Raw genomic sequence first — 18,497 nt, forward strand, 5'->3', positions numbered from 1 at the left:
TCAGCGCACCGTGTAGCCGCCGTCGATAACCAGCACCTCGCCCGTGACGTAGCGCGACGCGTCGGAGCAAAGATAGAGCGCCGCGGCGCCGATATCGTCGGCATTGCCGACCATGGGCAGCGGCGTCATCTGGCGCCAGATCGGGCCCCACTCGGGATCGGAGAGGCCACCGGCGGTCATGTCGGTTTCGATATAGCCGGGCGCGATGGCGTTGGCGCGGATGCCCAGGCTCGCATAGTCGCTGGCGAGGCTCTTGGTCAGCATGTGCACCGCGGCCTTCGACGCATTATAGGCCGCCTGCGGCTGCGGGATGTTCGAGATATAGCCCGAGATCGATCCGATATTGAGGATCACGCCGCTCTTTTGCTGCATCATCGGCCCCAGCGCCGCCTGGCAGGCGCGAAACAGCGAGTGCAGGTTGATTTCCATCAACCGGTCATACTGCTCGGCCGGAAAGCTGTGCGTGTCCCCGTGCTGGGCGACGCCTGCATTGTTGACGAGGATATCGAGCTTGCCGGCGAGCGCGAGGGTGTCGGCGATCAGCTTGGCCGGGGCCGGCCGCTCATGCATGTCGGCCTGGATGTAGTCGATCTTGTGCCCCGCCCGCTTGAGCTCGGCGACCACGTCGGGTTTCGGCACGCGCGACGACATCACGACGTGTGCGCCGGCTTCCGCCAGCGCCTTGGCGATGCCCAGCCCGATGCCGCGCGTCGCGCCGGTGACCAGCGCCACCTTGCCGTCCAGACGAAACAGATCCTGAATCACGTTCCTCTCCCTCGGTATGGGGCGGCGGCTAGGCCGCGCGATCGAGCCCCAGGATGAAATCGACGCACCGGTCGCCCAGCATCATGGCCGGCGCGGTGGTATTGCCGGCATTGATGTTCGGCACCGCCGACAGGTCGGAGACCCGCAGGTTGTCGACCCCGCGCACTCGCATGCGGGCGTCGAGCACTGCCATCGGGTCGCCATCGGCGCCCATACGGGCGGTGCTGGCCGGATGGTAGTTGGTCTTCACGAACCGCCGGCAATGCTCGGCCATCACCTCGTCGCTGAGGTCGGGGCCAGCCGGGGCGATGACCTTCTCGACCCGCTTGCCGAGCGGGCCCGAGAGCAGCACGTCGCGGAAGAAGCGCTGGCCCTCGACCATGATCTTCATGTCTTCGGGGTGTTGCAGCAGGTGCGGCGACACCAGCGGCATGGCCATCGGGTCGGCTGAGCGCAGCTGCACGTAGCCGCGCGATTTCGGCTTCACCAGCACGGTGGTGATGGTGACCCCGTAGGTGTCGTCGAACACCTTGAGCAGGTCGCGGTCGAGATAGACGATCGGCACGCAGAACGCCTGGATGGAGGGCGGCGCATCGCGATCGATCGGGTTGATGAAAGCGCCCGCCTCGAACCCCGCCGACAGGATCGGGCCATTGCCGAAAATCTTGAAGTTCAGCCCGTTCTTCAGCATCCGCCAACCGACGCCCTGCCGGAAATAGCCATAGGGCCCGTTGGCCACCGAGATCACCGGCACTTCCGGATGATCGATCAGGTTCTGGCCCACGCCCGGCAGGTCGACGATCGTGTCGATGCCGTGCTGCCTGAGCTGGTCGGCGGGGCCGAGCCCGGACAGCATCAGCAGCTTCGGCGTCACCAGCGCGCCCGAGCTGAGCACGATATCGCCGCGCGAATGCACCGTGTGTTCGTTGCCGCTCTCGTCGCGATAGGTGACGCTGACGGCGCGGCCGTTCTCGATGTTGATCCGGGTGACGCGGGCCCGCAACCGCACCGTCAGCCGCTTGTCGTCCTTCAGCGGCTCGACATAGGCATAGGCGGCGCTCGAGCGCTTACCCTTGCGGTTCATGAACTGGTAGAAGCCGACGCCACGCTGGGTCGGGCCGTTAAAGTCGGTGGTGAAGGGTTCGCCCTTCTCCTGCACGGACTGCACGAACCAGCGCGACACGTCATCAACATGGCCCGGATCGGACACCAGCAGCGGCCCCTCGCTGCCATGCAGCTCGTTGCTCAGCCGATTATTGCCCTCGATGCGGCGGAAGTGGCGGAGCACGGTGTCCCAGTTCCAGCGCGCCCCGTCATTATTGCCGCGCAGCACGTCGTCCCACTCGTCGTAGTCGGACGGCCGGCCGCGCATGTAGACCTGCGCATTCACCGAGGTGCCCCCGCCCAGCACGTTCCCCTGCGGGATATCGTGCACGCGATCATGCAGGTGCGGCTGCGGCACGGTCTGATGGTAGGTCATGTATTTCGACCCGTTGATCAGCTTGAAGATACCCGGCGGCATGTCGAGCAGCGGGTGGTGGTGCGAGAACCCGGCTTCGAGCAGCAGCACCTTGCGGTCGCCGTCGGTCACCAGCCGCGCCGCCGCGACGCACCCCGAGGCGCCGCCGCCGATGACGATGTGATCGAACTCTTCCGGCACCGGCACTGTCTCCCCACCAAGTGTCCGGACGAGTTTTCCGCGCTCTTCGCGAACACGAACCGGGCGCGGGGAAAGCAGCAGCCTCCTCGCCGCCGACTATCCATGCGCCCGCACCTCCTCCGGTACTTGGGTCTATTGCTGCGCAACCCGGCAGCAGTTCGCAAGCCCAAGAAATACATGCTTAATCGACATTGACGGGCGCGGACGCTGCGTGCTTACACTAACATGTCAGTAATGCGCGACACGGGCGGCAAGCCCTGAAATCGCCCCCTGCGCAACGCCGCAGCTGGCAAAACGGGAGGACGGCTGGTGGCTGCTGGAGGGCGGCTGGGCGGGCGTCGATCACGGATCGGAGTTGCCCATGACGCAGTCGATCCCGGTTAGCCTGCAAGCTGTGTCGAAGTCGTTCGCCGGCATCACGGTGCTGAAAAACGTCGACTTCGACGTCCGCGCCGGCGAGGTGCACGCGCTGCTCGGCGAGAACGGCGCCGGCAAGTCGACGCTCATCAAGATCATCGCCGGCGTCCACGCCCCCGACAGCGGCACGATCCGCCTTGGCGATACCAGCTATGATGCGGTCAGCCCCAAGGAAGCGCGCCGCGGCGGCGTCGCCACGGTCTATCAGGAATTGCTGCTCTTTCCCGAGCTTACCGTGGCCGAGAACGTCTTTCTCGGCAACGCGCCGCGCGGCCCGGCCGGCATGCTGGACTGGACGCAGATGCGCCGCCGCGCCCGGCAGCTGCTCGACTCCCTCGACAGCCCCGACCTCGACGTCGACGCCAAGGTCGGCTCGCTCTCGGTCGCCAATCGGCAGCGGGTCGAGATCGCCAAGGCACTGAGCCAGGACGCCAAGGTCCTGATCATGGACGAGCCCACCGCGGCGCTGGCCGACGCCGACATCCGCCGCCTGATCGCGGTGGTGAAGCGTCTGCGCGAGCGCGGCGTCGGTATCGTCTATGTCAGCCACAAGCTGCCCGAGATTTTCGAGCTCGCCGACCGCGTCACCGTGCTGCGCGACGGCCAGCTGATCGGCACCCGCCCTATCGCCGAGGTCACCGAGCAATCGCTGGTCGCCATGATGGTCGGCCGCGAAATCGATCACCTGTTCCCGCGCGGCGAACCCAATATCGGCGAGGTGCTGCTGCGGGTGGAGAACATGAGCCACGGCAGCCGCGTGCGCGACATCTCGTTCGAGCTGCGGCGCGGCGAAATCCTCGGGCTGGCCGGCGTCGTCGGCGCCGGGCGCACCGAGCTGGCGCTGACCCTGTTCGGCATCACCCCGGCGACATCAGGGCAAATCGTCATCGATGGGCAGCCGGTCAGCATCGGCTCGCCCAAGCAGGCCCGCAATCTCGGCATCGCCTACGTGCCGGAGGACCGGGGCCTCCAAGGCCTCGTGCGGCCGATGACCATCGCGCAGAACAACTCCATGGCCTCGCTGCACAACGTGACGCGGGGCATCTTCATCAATGTCGGCGCCGAGTTCCGCCGCGCCGCCGACTCGATCAAGAAGCTCGGCGTGCGGGCGCGCGTCCCAGCCCAGGTGGTGGGGCAGCTCTCCGGCGGCAACCAGCAGAAGGTGGTGCTGGGTAAGTGGCTCGAGACCTCGCCGCGCATCCTCATCATGGACGAGCCGACACGCGGAATCGACGTAGGCGCCAAGGCCGAAATCCACGCGCTGATGGCCCGGCTCGCCGGCGAAGGCATGGCCATACTGATGATCTCGAGCGAGCTGCCCGAAATCCTCGGCATGAGCGACCGCGTGCTGGTGATGCATGGCGGCCGGCTGACCGCCACCATCGATCGCGCCGACGCCACGCCCGAGACGGTCGGAGCCGCCATGACGCGCAGTGCGATGGAGGCCGCAGCATGACGCTCGAGGCCGCCGCCCCACCCTTCCGCGCCCAGCGCAGCGCACTGAGCCGCTTCATCTCCGCCTATGGGCAGGAAGTGGTGATCGCCTGCGCCATCCTGGTGCTGTTCGCGGTGGTGTCGGCGATCAACCCGCGCTTTCTCGGCGCCAACAACCTCAACACGGTGATCTCGGGCAACGCCTATATCGCGGTAGCCGCCATCGGCATGGCGATGATCATCATCACCGGCCATATCGACGTATCGGTCGGCGCGCTGATCGGCGTGCTGGCGACAGTGTCCGGCACCATCGCAGTGTCCGGCGCCCCGGTCTGGGTGGCGTGGACGGCGCCGATCCTCGTCGGCATCGGCGTCAACTTCGTCATCGGCCTGCTCGTCGCCTACGGGCGGATTCCCTCGATCGTGGTGACGCTCGGCATGCTCTCCATCCTGCGCGGCGGCCTCGTGTCGGTGACCGGCGGCGCCTGGATCAACAACCTGCCGCCCGAATTCCTTCTGGCGCAGCAGCGCCTGCTCGGCATTCCGGTGCCGGTGTGGTTCATGGTGATCCTCACCCTCGGCGCTTTCGCCTGGATGAAATACTCCGCCTTCGGCCGCTCGCTCTACGCCATCGGCGGCAACCCCGAGGCGGCACGGGCCGCGGGCATTCCCATCGAACGGCGCACCGTGCAGGTGTTCATGATCCACGGTGCCTTTGCCGGGCTGGCGACCATCCTGTTCGCCACCCAGCTCAAAATCATCCAGTCGACCGTACCGCCCAACCTCGAGCTCACCATCATCACCGCCGCGGTGATCGGCGGCGTCTCCATCCTGGGCGGCACCGGCACGGTGATCGGCTCGACGCTCGCGGCAATCCTGTTCTCGGCCATCGGCTCGGCGCTGATCTTCATCAACGTCTCGGCCTACTGGCTGCGCGCGGTGATCGGCGCGCTGATCCTGCTTACCGTGCTGGTCGACATGTTGCGCCGCACCCGCGAGTTGCGGGGCGGGCGATGAATTTGTCCCGGCTCATCCGCCACGAGACCATCCTTGCCGTGCTGGTGGTGGTGGCGCTGCTCGTCCTCTCGGCCCAGTCCGACAAGTTCTTCACCCTCGACAACCTGCTCAACCAGGGCCGGCTAATGACCGAGGTCGGGCTGATCGCCATCATCATGACCTTCGTCATCGTCACCGGCGGCATCGACCTGTCGGTGGGCTCGATCCTGGGCATGTCGGCCATCATGCTCGGCGTGTTCTGGAAAAATCTCGGCCTGCCGCTCGAGGCGGCGATCGTCCTGACCCTCGCCGTCGGCACGGTTGCCGGGCTGCTCAACGGCGTGATCATCACCCGCTTCCGCTTTCCCCCGCTCATCGCGACGCTGGGTACGCTGGCGCTCTATCGCGGCATCGCCGAGGGCGTGTCGGAGGCCCGCTCGGTGCGCGGCTATCCCGACTGGTTCTACGTGCTCGGCCAGGGCCAGGTGCTGGGCGTGCCGACCCAGCTGTGGATCTTCCTCGCCGTCACCATCATCGCCGCCATCGTCCTCGGCACGACCACCTGGGGCCGCGCCACCTATGCCATCGGCTCGAACGAGACGGCGGCCCGCTTCTCCGGGCTGCGCGTCGATGCGGTGAAGATGGCGATCTACGCGGCCTCGGGCTTTGCCGCAGCGCTCGCGGCAGTGATCTTCGTCTCGCGCGTCTCGACCACCCGCTCGGACATGGGCACCGGCATCGAGCTCGACGCCATCACCGCCGTGGTGCTCGGCGGCACGTCGATCTTCGGTGGCCGCGGCACCATCATCGGAACCGTGCTCGGATTGATCCTGATCCAGGCACTCAAGAACGGCCTGTCGCTTGCCGGTGTGAAAAGCGACGGAACCATCGTGCTGATCGGCGCCGTGCTGATCCTCACGATCCTCGTCTCGAACTTCGTCTACCGGGGCGGCACCCGCTAATCCGTCGCGCAATGGCCATGCCGAAACGGGCCGGCGACATCAAGGAGGAGACTATGCTTCGTACGACATTCGCCGTGCTTGCGGCACTTTCGCTCTCCACCAGCCTCGTCCAGGCCCAATCGGCCTGGACCGGCGGCGACGATCTGCCCACGAGCCCGCTCGCCTGCGACGGCACGCCGGCCACGCCGGTCGCCAAGGACTATGACGGTGGCTCGCCCACCAACCCGCCGGACCGGAAGGGCAAGGAACTGACCGTCGTCGATGTGCCAAAACTCATCGGCATCGGCTATTTCGACGCCACATCGAAGGGTATCGCCGACGCGGCCGCCGAGATGGGCACCATGAAGGCGACGACCGACGGCCCGACCGAGGCCAATATCGACGACCAGATCACGGTGATCGACAACTACATCACCCAAGGCGTCGACGGCATCCTGTTCGCCGCCAACGACCCGGTGGCGATCGCGCCGGTGCTGAAGAAGGCGCTGGCGGCCGGCATCAACGTCGTCGGCTACGACGCCAACTCCGAGCCCGATGCCCGCCAGTGGTTCGTCAACCAGGCCGAGTTCAACGGTATCGCCAAGGCGATGATCGACAACCTCGCCACCGAAGTGGGCGAGGACGCCTCCTTCGCCATCGTCACCTCGACCTTCACCACGCCCAACCAGGCGCGCTGGATCGCCGAGATGGCCGCCTATGCCGCCGCCTGCCACCCCAACCTCAAGTGGCTCGAAACGGTGGAAGCGCAGGAAGACAATATCCTCAGCTTCAACCAGGCCAACACGCTCATCAACAAGTACGGCGATGAGCTGAAGGGCATCCTCGGCATGACCTCGGTGGCGACCCCCGCCGCGGCCGATGCCGTGACCCAGGCCGGCAAGTGCGGCTCGATCGCCGTGGTCGGGCTCGCGACGCCCAATGCCATGAAGCCCTATGTCGAGGCCGACTGCGTGAAGTCGGTGGTGCTGTGGAATCCGGTCGATCTCGGCTATGCGGCGGCCTATGTGCTGCGCGCGGCCGCCGACGGCACGCTCGCCCCCGGCGCCACATCCGTCGCCGCCGGCAAGCTCGGCGACCTGCAGGTGATCAACGGCTCCGAGATCCTGCTCGGCGCGCCGTTCGTCTTCACCAAGGAAAACATCGGCGACTTCAACTTCTGAGCCCAGGCGGGGCGCTCCGGCGCCCCGTCCCCTATTGCCGGTTGAAGGCCTTCAGCGCCTCGTACAACTCGCGATACTTCCCATACTTTTCAGCGTAGTACGCGGCTTTGCTCGCGTCGGGCGTGAACTCGCGGTCGAACTGGACCAGCTCGCGCGACGCCGTCGCGATCGACGGCATGATCCCGCTGCCCACGCCCGCCAGGATGGCCGCGCCGATCGCCGCGGCTTCGGGTGCACTGGTACGCCGCAGCGTCATCCCCAGCGCGTCGGCGCGGATCTGGCACCACACATCGGACCGCGAACCGCCGCCACCGATATTGGCGAGCGCCACTTCCATCCCGGCCGAGGATTGCAGCGCCTCGAACGCCCAGCGCACCGAGAAGGCCACACCCTCCATCACGCTGCGCACCATCTCGGCAGCACCGGCCCGGTTGTCGAGCCGCGCAAACACGCCGCGCGAAGCGCTGTCCCAGATCGGCGCCCGTTCGCCCTGCAGGTGCGGCAGGAACACCGGGATGGCGGAGGACGGCCCGATGCTCTCCGCCAACCCCGACATCTCGGCCGGGCTGCGGCCGAGCATATTGCCCAGCCACGCCAGCGCCGCCCCGCCGGTCTGGGTCGGCGCGGCATGCATGACGATGCCCTCGTAGGGCGGGAACAGGATCACGCCCGGCGTCGGGTTCACCTTGGCCGAAACGATGCCCGGGATTTCGCTGGTGCCGCTCTGGTACATCGCGTCGCCATCCGCGGCGACGCCCGTGCCGAACATGCCGCCCCAGGCATCCATAGCGCCCACCACCACCGGTGCGCCGGCACAGGGCAAGCCGTCGCGCACCTGGCCGGCGACGTGGGTGAAGCCGAAGAGCGGCGGCAGGCGCTCCGCCGCGCCGGGCACGAGATCGAGCAGCGGCGCGACATATCCGGCGCGATCGACGAGGCCGACTGCCGCGATGGGGTCGCTGCCGACGGCGCCGGTCAGTTGCAGCACGCAAAAATCCTTCGGCAGCAGCACGTGCCGGGTCCGGGCGTAGATGTCGGGAGCCGTCCGTCGGATATGCGCCATCCGCGACAGCGCGTGACTGGCATCGATCGGCACCGGGCCGCCGAACCAGTCGAGCTTCTGTTGCGCGCTGACCTGCGCGTCGAGTTCCGCGGCGTCCGGGGCCGAGCGCCCGTCCTGCCAGAGGATGGCCGGCAGCAGCGGCTGGCCTGCCCCGTCGACGAAGACATGCGTGTTCACCTGCGAGCAGATGCCCATGCCAGCCAGCCCACTGAGGTCATGCCCGGCGGCGAACTGGCTGAGCGCCGCGAGCACGCCATCCATCCAGTCCTGCGGGTTCTGTTCGGCGTATCCCTCGCGTGGGCGCGAGATCGCATAGGGCCGGGAAAACGCATCGAGGCGATTGCCGCTCTGGTCGATGAGGATCGCCTTGATCGCGGTCGTGCCGACGTCGATGCCGATGAGTGTAGTGCTAACCAAACAATGCCCCCAAATGCCCGTAGCCGCCTGCGGCTCCGTTCCTTATAGTTGCCTGCGGCATAAGGAAAACAGTCGTCTGCGCGGGGCGCGCGGCGGCGGGGCGACAGGACGCCCACCCGTGCCCGGAGGTCTATCAGAGCATGCCCATCACCCTTTCCCGCACCTTCCGCACGCTCGGCGTCGCCGCCGTCGCATTGCTGGCCGGCTCGACCGCCGCAGCGCTGGCGCAGTCCAAGGTCGCCGTCGTCACCCCCTACATGGCGCAGCCCGGCACGCAGGCCTATGTCGAAGCCTTCCAGGCCGTCGCCAAGGACAAGGGCTGGGACGTCAACGTCATCGACACCGCCGGCGACGTCGCCGCCGTGATCAGCCGCATCGAGGATGTGGTCAACCAGGGCGTCGACGCCATCGTCATCAACGTCGATCCGACCCAGGTCACCGCGGGCCTGCAGACTGCCAAGGATGCCAACATCCCGGTCGTCGGCATGGATGCGGGCAGCGATCCGCTGCTCGCCACCAACGTCACCTCGGACGGCGTCGCCATGGCCGAAACCACCGCCGGCTTCGTCGTCGACCGCCTCAAGGGCGAAGGCAATGTCGTGATGTTCGTGTTCGACGCATTCCCGCCTGTGCAGGTGCGCGGCGCCAAGGCCGACGAAATCTTCGCCGCCAATCCGGGCATCAAGATTCTCGACCGCATCACGCCGGACGTGTCGGACGGCGGCATCGCCGATTCGCGCGCCAAGATGGATGCCGTGCTCGCGGCCAACCCCGAACCGGGCAGCATCAGTGCGGTCTGGGCCGCCTGGGACCAGCCGGCGCTCGGCGCCCTGCAGGCCATCGAGGCCGCCGGCCGCGAGGGTGAGGGCATCGTCATCACCGGCATCGACGCCAACCCGCAGGCCCGCGAGGAAGTCGCCAAGGGCGGCAACTTCGAGGCTACCGTCGCGCAGGACTTCGCCGGCATCGGCACCGCCACCGCCGAGGCTGTCGCCGGCCTCCTCGCCGGCACCGCGCCCGCCTCGAACGTGATCTACGTGCCGACCAAGCTCGTCACCAAGGACAACGCGGCCGAGTAATCGGCCCTGCGCCATTGTCGCCCCAAGCTCGGGTCATCCCCGCGAAGGCGGGGATCTCCGTTTGGGGCGGCACCGTAAACAGAGAGTCCCGCTTTCGCGGGAATGACCCGGTGGTGGTGGCACCTCGGCATCGTTCGGTTCAATGACTTTCATCTCCCTTACCAATATCGCCAAGGCCTATGCCGGTGTTCCGGCATTGCGCCGGGTCGACCTCACCATCGAGGCGGGGGAAATCCACGCGCTGATGGGCGAGAACGGCGCCGGCAAATCGACGCTGATCCGCATCCTCGCCGGCGTCGTCGTTCCCGACACGGCCGAGATCACCATCGACGGGCGCCCCACCACGATCGGCGGCCCCGCCGAAGCGCATCGGCTCGGCTTCCGCTTCCTGCACCAGGAATTCAACGTGGTGCCGGCGCTGTCGGTGGCCGAGAACATCTTCATGGGCCGCCGCTATCCCAAGCGCGCCGGACTGTTCGTCGACTGGCGCACGCTCCACGCCACGGCGCTCGAGGCGCTGCGCCAGCTCGGCATCACCCATATCGATCCGCGCGAAAAGCTCGCCCGCCTGTCGCTCGGCGACCAGATGCTGGTGCGCATCTCGAGTGCCTTCCTCAGCGAGCCGGGCGCGCCGGCGCGCCTCTACGTCATGGACGAGCCCACTGCCGCTCTGACGCGCGATGAGTCCGAGCGGCTCTTCAAGGTTCTGCGCGAAATCCGCGCCGCAGGTGGCTCGGTACTCTATGTCTCGCACCGGCTCGACGAGGTGATGGCGCTGTGCGACCGCGCCACGGTGTTGCGTGACGGCGCAACCATCGACTCCGGTCGCATGGCCGACATCACCCACGACGATCTCGTCGCCATGATGATCGGCCGCAAGGTCGAGGAGGCCTACCCACCGGCCAGCGTGAAGCCGTCGGCCGAAGCAGCGCTGACCATCGAGAATCTCTCGACCGAGCGGCTCCGGGCGCTGTCCTTCAGCGTCGGCAAAGGCGAGATCCTCGGCGTTGCCGGCCTGTCGGGCATGGGCCAGCGCGACCTGCTGCGCACGCTGTTCGGTGATCTGAAGCCACGCCATGGCATCATCACCCTGTCGGGCCGCCGCTACCGGCCCTACGGCCCCTCCGCCGCCTGGAAGGCCGGCGTTGCCTATGTACCGCGCGAGCGGCGCACCGAGGGGCTGATGCTGACTCGTGCCATCTTCGAGAATGTTACCCTGCCCCATCTCGACCAGCGCAGTTTCGCCGGCAGCATCCTGACCACCGGAGCGGAACGCCGCTTTGCCGCCGGACTCGGCGCTGAAGTGCGACTGCGTGCGTCGGGTCCGAAACAGCTCGCGCGGGAGCTGAGCGGCGGCAACCAGCAGAAGGTGGTGTTCGCCAAGGCGCTCGGCGGCAACCCTAAACTGCTGCTGCTCGACGAGCCGACGCGCGGGGTGGACGTGGGCGCCAAATTCGATATCTACAGCATCATTCGCGACATGACGGCCAAGGGGATGGCGGTGATCCTGGTGAGTTCCGACCTGCCCGAGCTGATCGGCATGTGCGACCGCATCGCGGTGATGCGCGACGGCGCCATCGCCGACATCGTCAGCGCGCACAGGCTCAAGGAAGACGACCTGCTGAACCTTTGCTACGGCCGGGCCCCGTTGGCCGCATGACCATCGCCCCCCTCTTCCGCCGCTACGGCACGCTCGTCGGCTTTGCGCTGATCCTGATCTTCTTCTGGCTCAACCTGCCCGAAACCTTCATGACCGCGCGCAACTGGCTGAACATCACCCAGCAGCTCTCCATGCTGATGGTAGTCGCCTGCGGCATGACCATCGTCATGGTCATGGGCGATTTCGACCTGTCGGTCGGCTCGGCCGCGAGCCTTGCCGGCATTGTCGCCGGCGTGCTGTTCGCCGCGGGCTACCCCATCTGGGCCGCGGTCGGCGCGGCACTGCTGGTCGGGCTGATCGGCGGCGCGTTCAATGGCGTGCTGGTGAGCTTCATCGGCATCCTGCCGTTCGTTGCGACGCTCGCCACCCTCACCATGTATTCCGGCGCCGCATTCGTCCTGAGCGGCGGCAAGACCATTTCGGGCGCCGCCATCCCCGAAGGCTTCTCGAACTTCGCCCGCGGCGGCATCCCGCTCGGCGAAATCGGCGGGGTGGCGGTGATGCTGCCCAATCTCACAATTGTCGCGCTGCTGACGGTGCTCGCCGCCTGGCTGCTGCTCGAACAGACCACTTTCGGCCGCCGGCTCTACGCCATCGGCGGCAATGTCGAGGCCGCTTACCTGAGCGGCGTGGCGGTGCGGCGGCTGAAGCTGATAGCCTTCTCGCTCACCGGCCTCAGCGCCGCCGGCGCCGGCATCATGTATGCCAGCCGCGTCGCCTCGGCCAACCCGACCCAGGGCAGCGGCCTGATGCTAAACGCCATCGCGGCGGTGTTTCTCGGCATGACCATGAGCGAACAGGGTACGCCGCGCGTTCTCGCCACCGTGATCGGCGTGCTGATCCTCGGCGTGCTCGATAACGGCCTCACCCAGATGAGCGTCGACAGCTACATCCGCCAAATCCTTGTCGGCGGCATCATCGTCCTCGCCGTCGCCGCCAGCTCGATCACGCAGCGCCTGCGGCGGTAGGGCTATCCTACGCTCAGCACGGCATCGCTGATGCTGTCGCGGGCGGGAACCCAGTCGGGCACCGAGCGTGCGGCTGCTGGATCCCCGCCTTAGCGGGATGACGCCGGAGTTTGGGGACCGCTTCGAAGGTGAAAACGCGCTAGGCAGCCTTCACCCGGTCGCCGTTGCGCTCGTTCTCGCGCTTGAGCATCCGCATCCACTCGCCGATGACCGGCCCATGGTCGTGCCAGGTGCGGCCGGAGACGATGTTACCATCGACGACGCAGGGCTCGTTGACGAAGATGCCGCCACATACCTCGAGGTCGAACTGGCATTTCGGCACGCAAGCCATGCGGCGGCCGCGCACGCGGTCGGCCCGAGCCGGGATCTCGACGCCGTGGCAGATGCTGGCCACCGGCTTGCCACTATCGATGAAATACTGCGTGATCCGGATCAGGTCCGGGTTGTCGCGGATATATTCGGGCGCGCGGCCGCCGGAAAAGAAGATGCCGGCATACTCGGTCTCGTCGATCTCGCTGAAGGCAATATCGGCGTCGATCGTGTAGCCCTCCCACTCGCGGGTGATGGTCCAGCCCGGCTTGATCTCGTGCAGCACCATCTGGAACTGGCGCTTTTCCGGACCGGCGACGACGGGCTCGAAGCCATCCTCCTGCAGGCGCAGGTAGGGATAGAGCGTGTCGACCGTCTCGGTCGCATCGCCGACGATGATCAGGACTTTGTTGCTATGCATTTTTGTCGAACTTCCGAATGGAGAAGAAGGAGCGTCAGCCCTTGCCGCCGCTGAGATTGATGCCCTGGATGAACTGGCGCTGCGCAAACAGGAACAGCAGCAGCGGCGGCAGGCAGGCCAGCAGCGTGGCGACCATCAGATACTGGTCGGTGCTCTGCGAAGTGACCGTAGTGTCGGCGGCGCCCGTCTGCAGGAACCTGAGCCCCAGTGTGAGCGTGAAATTGCTTTGCGATTGCAGGTAGATCAGCGGCTGCAGGAACTCGGTCCAGTGCCAGATGAAGCCGAGCACTGCCACGGCGCCGAGGGCCGGCTTGGATAACGGCAGGATGATGCTCCACCAGATGCGCAGGTAACCGGCACCATCGAGCAGCGCAGCTTCCTCGAGCTCCCGCGGGATGTTGGCGTAGAACTGCCGCAGCAGGAAAATCGAGAACGCGCTGCCCGAGCCTGCCGCCACCCACCACGGCACCACCAGCGGCAGGAAGGTGTCGAGCCAGCCCAGCTGCGTGTAGATCACATATTGCGGGATCAGGTAGCTGATCCCGGGCAGGATCAGCACCGCGATCACCACGCCGAACAAGGTGCGTCGCAGCGGAAAGCGGAAGCGCGCAAAACCATAGGCGACGAGCGAGCAACTGAGCAGTTGCCCGGCCAGCGCCAACACGGTGACGATCGTCGTGTTGGCAAAGAAGGTGCCGAGCGGCAGCAGCGTCCAGACGTCGATCCAGTTGGACCACAGCCACTCCCTCGGCAGCAGCGGCTGCGGATATTGCTGGAGTTCGGCCGGCGATTTCAGCGAGGCCAGCACCGCCCAGAGCAGCGGCGTCAAAAAGAACACCGTGAACAGCGCCAGCATGCCGTAGAGCAACACCTTGCCGCCGGCCCGGTGCGGACGGGCGTGGCTCACATCCGTGCTCATCTCAGACCTCCGTTCCATAGTAGACCCACCTGCGTTGCAGCCGGAACTGGATCGCCGTGAGCACGAACAGGATCAGCGTCAGTACCCAGGTCATGGCCGAGGCCGAGCCGAAATCGAAGCTGTGGAAGCCCGTCGTGTAGATGTGCATGAAGTAGGTGTAGGTCGAATATTGCGGCCCGCCGCCGGTGGTCACATAGACGATATCGAACACCGTGAAGGAACCGATGGTGGCGATGATCAGGTTGAAGAAGATCGTCGGGCTGATCAGCGGCACGGTGATGGAGACGAACTGCACGAAACGGCTCGCGCCGTCGATCTCGGCCGCCTCGTAGAGTTCCTTGGGTACGCTCTGGAGCGCGGCGAGGAAGGTGATCATCATGGTGCCGCCAATCGCGCCCCAGATCGCGATGATTACGACCGAGATCAGCGCCGTGTTGGTCGAGCCGAGCCAGTTCGGCCCATGAATGCCCACCAGTTCGAGCGCGCTGTTCACCAGGCCGAATTCGGGGCTGAGCATCCACAGCCATAGATAGGCCGCGGCCACTGAGGGCACGAGCGAGGGAAAGAAGAACACGCCGCGAAAGAAGGCCCGACCCTTGACCCGCGCGTTGAGCAGCACCGCACAAAGCAGCGACAACCCGACCGACAGCGGCACCAGCATGGCGGTGTAGGCAAGCGTAGTCGTCAGCGCGCGCCAGAAGATCGGCTGCGATGTCAGCCGCGCATAGTTGGCAAGGCCGATCCACTCCGGCGACGAGAACACATCGTACTTCGTGAATGAGTAGTAGAGCGACAGCACCATCGGAATGAGCGTCAGGCACAAGGTCCCCAACAGCCACGGACTGATGAAACCGAAGCCCCAAAGGGCCTCGCGAACCGAATCCCGCATGGGCTTGCGATCCGCGAGGTCCCTACGGGCCGCCGGGGTGGCGCCGGCAGGGGCCGTCATCTCGCTCATGCCTGCCCCAGCAGGTCGGTGAGCTGCTGGTTGGCGGCTGCGAGCGCGTCAGCCGCCGCCTGATCGCCGCTCCATACACCGTCGAAGGCGAGCTTCATCATGGCGTACATCTCGGTGATCTTGTTGTTGGCAGGCACCGAGGCAGGCGGCGGCGGGTTGTCCATCACGGCCCGGTTGTAAAAGGCATAGATCGGGTCGTTCGCGACCATTTCGGCATCGTTGATAGCGTCCTCGCGCGGTGCGGCGACGAAACCGTGCGCGATACGGGCGACGCCTTCCTCCTTGCTCGTCGCGAGCTTGGTGAAGGCCCAGGCCGCGTCCGGGTTCTTGGTGGTCGAAAAGATTGGATAGCCTTCGACCACCAACTGGCCGACACGGCCGGCTGGCCCCTGCGGGATCAGGGCGATGTCGTAGGTCTCGGCGAAGGCCTCGGGGCCGAGCGCGGTGCGCAGCATGTTGGCATGCCAAGGCGAGGCCTGCCACATGGCCACCTTATTGGAGCCGAAGAAGCCATTATAGTCGATCGAGCCAGTAGCCAGCCTGGGCAATTCGGCGGGCTGTTTCATCACCTTCTTGTCGTTGATCAACCCCGCGATCCACTCGAAGGCGGCGCGTATACCTTCATCGCCCAACGCACTTTCGGTGCCGTTATTCTTGAGCACATCGCCGCCGAACGAGCGCGCCAGCACCACCAGTGCCTCGGGGTTGTCGAGCGGCAGCACCACGCCGAACTGATCGTTCTCAGGCTTGGTCAGCGCCGCCGCCGCGGCCTCGAACTCGGCCAGCGTCCATTCCGGCGTCGGGTAGGCCACACCGGCCTCGTCGAACAGCTTCTTGTTGTAGAACATCGAGATCGGCCCACCATGGAAGCCGGTCGGGATCATGTAGAGCTTGCCGTCAATGGTCACCGCATCGAGCGCGGCCTTGAGGTAAGGCGACAGATCGTGCCCGTCGGCAGCGATGAAATCGTCCACCGGCAGCACCAGCCCCTTGGACTGGAACAGGTTGAAGTTCTGCGTCGTCACCAGCCAGGCGAGATCACCCACGGTCTTGGAGATGGAGCCGGTGAGAAGCTTCGTGTCGTAGTTGGTGCCGGTATCGCTGGATTCCACCACGACCTGCAGGTTCGGCGCTTCGTCGATGAAGCGCGCGCCCAGTTGCTCCCAGTAGGCGATCTTGTTGGGCGTGGCGCGCTCGTTGATCTTCAGCGTGCCGGTCCACGAGGCCGGGTCGGACGCGGCGAGCGACGAGGTGCTGTGGCCGAAGGTGGCGGCAAGGGTGGCGCTGGCGGCCGATAGTGCGAGGAACCGGCGGCGGTTCAGGAAATCCAAGGTCATTTCTTCTCCTCCCAGATGAAGTCTCAGGCTCGGGCGCGTTGCCCGGCGGAAATTCCCTCGCGCCGAGCGGCGTCGAGGGCCGAAAAACTGGTTCTGATCGCATCGAGCGGATCGTAGCCCGCCGCGTTGAACACCATGGCGCTCACCTCGACGGTCACCGGCCGGTTCCAGCCATGGCGGCCGAGCACCACGAAATACTGCGCAAGATCCAACAGACCGGCGCCGGGCAGGACGAAGCGGAAGCCACTCTCGGTGGGCACGCTATCCTTGATGTGAGCGTGCACCGCGTAGGGCAGCAGCCGCGCCGCCGCATCCTCGAGGTCGAACTCGACGCCGGGTAGCGCGTAGTGGCTGATATCGAAATTCAAGCGGATCGCCGGGTGATCCACGGTCTGCATCAGCCACACGGCGCGATCGACAGAGTCGATCAACCCCTTGGCATGCGGCTCGACCGCCAGCACCGCGCCCTCGCGCGCCGCGATATCGCCGAGCTGGCGCAACCGTTCGACCAACTCCTCATTGCGGGCCGGCCACTCGGCACGCGCGCCACCCATGGTGAAGGTGATGATCGCGTCGCCGCCTGCGCCACAGTGGTGCGCCGACCGGATCAGCGTGCTCAGCGTCTCGTCGTCCATGCCGGCACGGTCGGCGCCGGGCAGCACCGTGTCCCTGGCTAGGAACGCCGTCAGCTCGAGCCCGGCATCGGCGACGCGCTGCCGGATCGCCGCGCCGTCGACGGTCCCGACCTGCCGCGACACGCCGGGGTAGCCGTCGGCGAGCGTCAGCTCCACCGCGTCGAAGCCGGCCGCCGCGATAGCGGGGATGGCGGCATCGAGCGGGGTGGCACCGAGCCCATATGTGCCGTAGGCGAGCGGGATCATGCTGCGGTCCAATCGAACAGGATGCCGGACCACTGGCCAGGATTGGTGCGCAGCCCCTCGTAAGCGCGCGGCGCCTCGGCGGCGGGCACGATATGGTCGACCACGCGCGACAGGTCGAGCCGGCCGCGGGCGATCAACCCAAAAATGGCCTGGGCATTTTCTTCCATCGAATGCCGGGTGAACGGCGTGCGGTACGAGGGGAACTGCCACTCATGCGCCCCCTTCACCGTCACCGAGCTGTGCGGCTTCCACAGATGCATGCGATCGAGGATCGGGGTGATGTCCACCACCTCGGCGCCGCGCGGTGAGCCGAGCAACACCAGGTCCCCGCCCTGCCGGGCGAAGTCGAAGCACTGCGCTACGACTGATGGAATGCCGGTCGCTTCGATCACGATGCGAGCCCCGTCTTCGCCGGTTATCGCGCGCACCTCGGTCAGTGTTTCCGCCCTGCCGGCAAGTACGCCGTGGCCGATGCCAAGCGCCTTGGCGAGGACCAGCCGCCCCGGATCGCGATCGACCCCGACGACAGTCACGCCCGCAGCCTCGTAGAGCTGAGCGGCGATCATCCCGACCGGACCCAGGCCGACCACGACGACGGCGTCACCCAGTTCCGGCGGGCTCACCCGCAACGCCGTCATCGCCACCAGCGCCAGCGCGGTTGCCGCGGCCTGCTGCGAGGACACCGCATCGGGCACAGCAACGCGAAACGCATCGGTCAATACGTGGCTCGTATGCGGCGTATGGGCCAGCACCCGGTCGCCCGGAGCGACATCCGTCACCTCTGTCCCGACCGCCAGCACTTCGGCGACGGCGCGGTTCCCGGCGACCCAGGGGTAGCCGATCTTCTGGAGTCCGGTGAGCTTGGCGCGCTCGGTCCCCGTCGAAACGAACGAATAGAGCGTCCTGAGCAGGACCTGGCGCGGGCCCGGAGCTAGTTCAGCTTCTCGCTCCCGCACTTCGACCTGATTTTGGCCAGCAAAAACAACTTCGCGCACGAGCATGCGACGTCACTCTCCTCCTGTGCCGGCCGTTTCCGTAACCGGTTACGGAGATTGCTAAGGCCGATCAGTTTCCGTGTCAATCACCTCATT

16 protein-coding genes are annotated in these 18,497 nt (G+C 66.4%); 7 read left to right on the top strand and 9 right to left on the bottom strand.

Features of this window, described 5'->3' with window-relative positions:
* Positions 1-765, bottom strand: coding sequence for an SDR family NAD(P)-dependent oxidoreductase (locus AC3A6I_RS14310; protein WP_487544387.1), 765 nt, complete (start codon positions 763-765; stop codon positions 1-3).
* A 28-nt stretch (positions 766-793) separates the two neighbouring features.
* Positions 794-2,425, bottom strand: coding sequence for a GMC family oxidoreductase (locus AC3A6I_RS14315; protein WP_487544388.1), 1,632 nt, complete (start codon positions 2,423-2,425; stop codon positions 794-796).
* Positions 2,426-2,786: 361 nt separating this feature from the next.
* On the opposite strand from AC3A6I_RS14315, the gene AC3A6I_RS14320 reads away from it, so the two are divergent.
* The 4 genes from AC3A6I_RS14320 to AC3A6I_RS14335 are packed head-to-tail and all read left to right on the top strand — an operon-like array spanning position 2,787 to position 7,394.
* Positions 2,787-4,298 (top strand): sugar ABC transporter ATP-binding protein, encoded by a 1,512-nt coding sequence (locus tag AC3A6I_RS14320; protein WP_487544389.1) that lies wholly within the window; start codon positions 2,787-2,789, stop codon positions 4,296-4,298.
* Positions 4,295-5,293 (top strand): ABC transporter permease, encoded by a 999-nt coding sequence (locus tag AC3A6I_RS14325; RefSeq protein WP_487544390.1) that lies wholly within the window; start codon positions 4,295-4,297, stop codon positions 5,291-5,293. The genes AC3A6I_RS14320 and AC3A6I_RS14325 overlap by 4 nt, the downstream gene beginning before the upstream one ends.
* On the top strand, positions 5,290-6,234 hold the full coding sequence (locus AC3A6I_RS14330; protein ID WP_487544391.1) for an ABC transporter permease: 945 nt from the start codon (positions 5,290-5,292) through the stop codon (positions 6,232-6,234). The genes AC3A6I_RS14325 and AC3A6I_RS14330 overlap by 4 nt, the downstream gene beginning before the upstream one ends.
* A gap of 53 nt (positions 6,235-6,287) precedes the next feature.
* On the top strand, positions 6,288-7,394 hold the full coding sequence (locus AC3A6I_RS14335; RefSeq protein WP_487544392.1) for a substrate-binding domain-containing protein: 1,107 nt from the start codon (positions 6,288-6,290) through the stop codon (positions 7,392-7,394).
* A 31-nt stretch (positions 7,395-7,425) separates the two neighbouring features.
* Here the strand turns inward: AC3A6I_RS14335 and AC3A6I_RS14340 are convergent, their stop codons facing one another.
* Entirely contained in the window at positions 7,426-8,874 is a 1,449-nt protein-coding gene (locus AC3A6I_RS14340) for a xylulokinase (RefSeq protein ID WP_487544393.1), read from the bottom strand.
* Positions 8,875-9,014: 140 nt separating this feature from the next.
* Between AC3A6I_RS14340 and AC3A6I_RS14345 the strand changes: the two genes are divergently transcribed.
* The 3 genes from AC3A6I_RS14345 to AC3A6I_RS14355 all read left to right on the top strand — a co-directional run bounded on the left by AC3A6I_RS14345 (position 9,015) and on the right by AC3A6I_RS14355 (position 12,581).
* Complete coding sequence (locus AC3A6I_RS14345) at positions 9,015-9,953, top strand: substrate-binding domain-containing protein (RefSeq protein ID WP_487544394.1); 939 nt, start codon at positions 9,015-9,017, stop codon at positions 9,951-9,953.
* Between the two features lie 142 nt (positions 9,954-10,095).
* Positions 10,096-11,613, top strand: coding sequence for a sugar ABC transporter ATP-binding protein (locus tag AC3A6I_RS14350; protein WP_487544395.1), 1,518 nt, complete (start codon positions 10,096-10,098; stop codon positions 11,611-11,613).
* A complete protein-coding gene (locus AC3A6I_RS14355; RefSeq protein ID WP_487544396.1) occupies positions 11,610-12,581 on the top strand; it encodes an ABC transporter permease in 972 nt (323 codons plus the stop codon). The genes AC3A6I_RS14350 and AC3A6I_RS14355 overlap by 4 nt, the downstream gene beginning before the upstream one ends.
* A 139-nt stretch (positions 12,582-12,720) precedes the next feature.
* Here the strand turns inward: AC3A6I_RS14355 and AC3A6I_RS14360 are convergent, their stop codons facing one another.
* The 6 genes from AC3A6I_RS14360 to AC3A6I_RS14385 are packed head-to-tail and all read right to left on the bottom strand — an operon-like array spanning position 12,721 to position 18,407.
* Positions 12,721-13,311 (bottom strand): DJ-1/PfpI family protein, encoded by a 591-nt coding sequence (locus AC3A6I_RS14360; RefSeq protein WP_487544397.1) that lies wholly within the window; start codon positions 13,309-13,311, stop codon positions 12,721-12,723.
* A 34-nt stretch (positions 13,312-13,345) separates the two neighbouring features.
* The gene (locus AC3A6I_RS14365; RefSeq protein WP_487544398.1) at positions 13,346-14,230 is read right to left on the bottom strand and encodes a carbohydrate ABC transporter permease; all 885 of its coding nucleotides are present in this window, start codon (positions 14,228-14,230) and stop codon (positions 13,346-13,348) included.
* Position 14,231: 1 nt separating this feature from the next.
* Positions 14,232-15,188 carry a carbohydrate ABC transporter permease gene (locus AC3A6I_RS14370; protein WP_487544399.1) on the bottom strand — a complete coding sequence of 319 codons (957 nt, stop codon included), beginning with the start codon at positions 15,186-15,188 and terminating at the stop codon, positions 14,232-14,234.
* Positions 15,185-16,525, bottom strand: a complete 1,341-nt coding sequence (locus tag AC3A6I_RS14375) for an ABC transporter substrate-binding protein (RefSeq protein ID WP_487544400.1) — start codon at positions 16,523-16,525, stop codon at positions 15,185-15,187. Before AC3A6I_RS14375 ends, AC3A6I_RS14370 begins: the two co-directional genes overlap by 4 nt.
* A 23-nt stretch (positions 16,526-16,548) precedes the next feature.
* A complete protein-coding gene (locus AC3A6I_RS14380; protein ID WP_487544401.1) occupies positions 16,549-17,406 on the bottom strand; it encodes a sugar phosphate isomerase/epimerase family protein in 858 nt (285 codons plus the stop codon).
* Positions 17,403-18,407 (bottom strand): zinc-binding dehydrogenase, encoded by a 1,005-nt coding sequence (locus tag AC3A6I_RS14385; RefSeq protein ID WP_487544402.1) that lies wholly within the window; start codon positions 18,405-18,407, stop codon positions 17,403-17,405. The genes AC3A6I_RS14380 and AC3A6I_RS14385 overlap by 4 nt, the downstream gene beginning before the upstream one ends.
* Between the last annotated feature and the right edge of the window lie 90 nt (positions 18,408-18,497).

The organism is Devosia sp. Soil_C_22 (genome assembly GCF_057657195.1).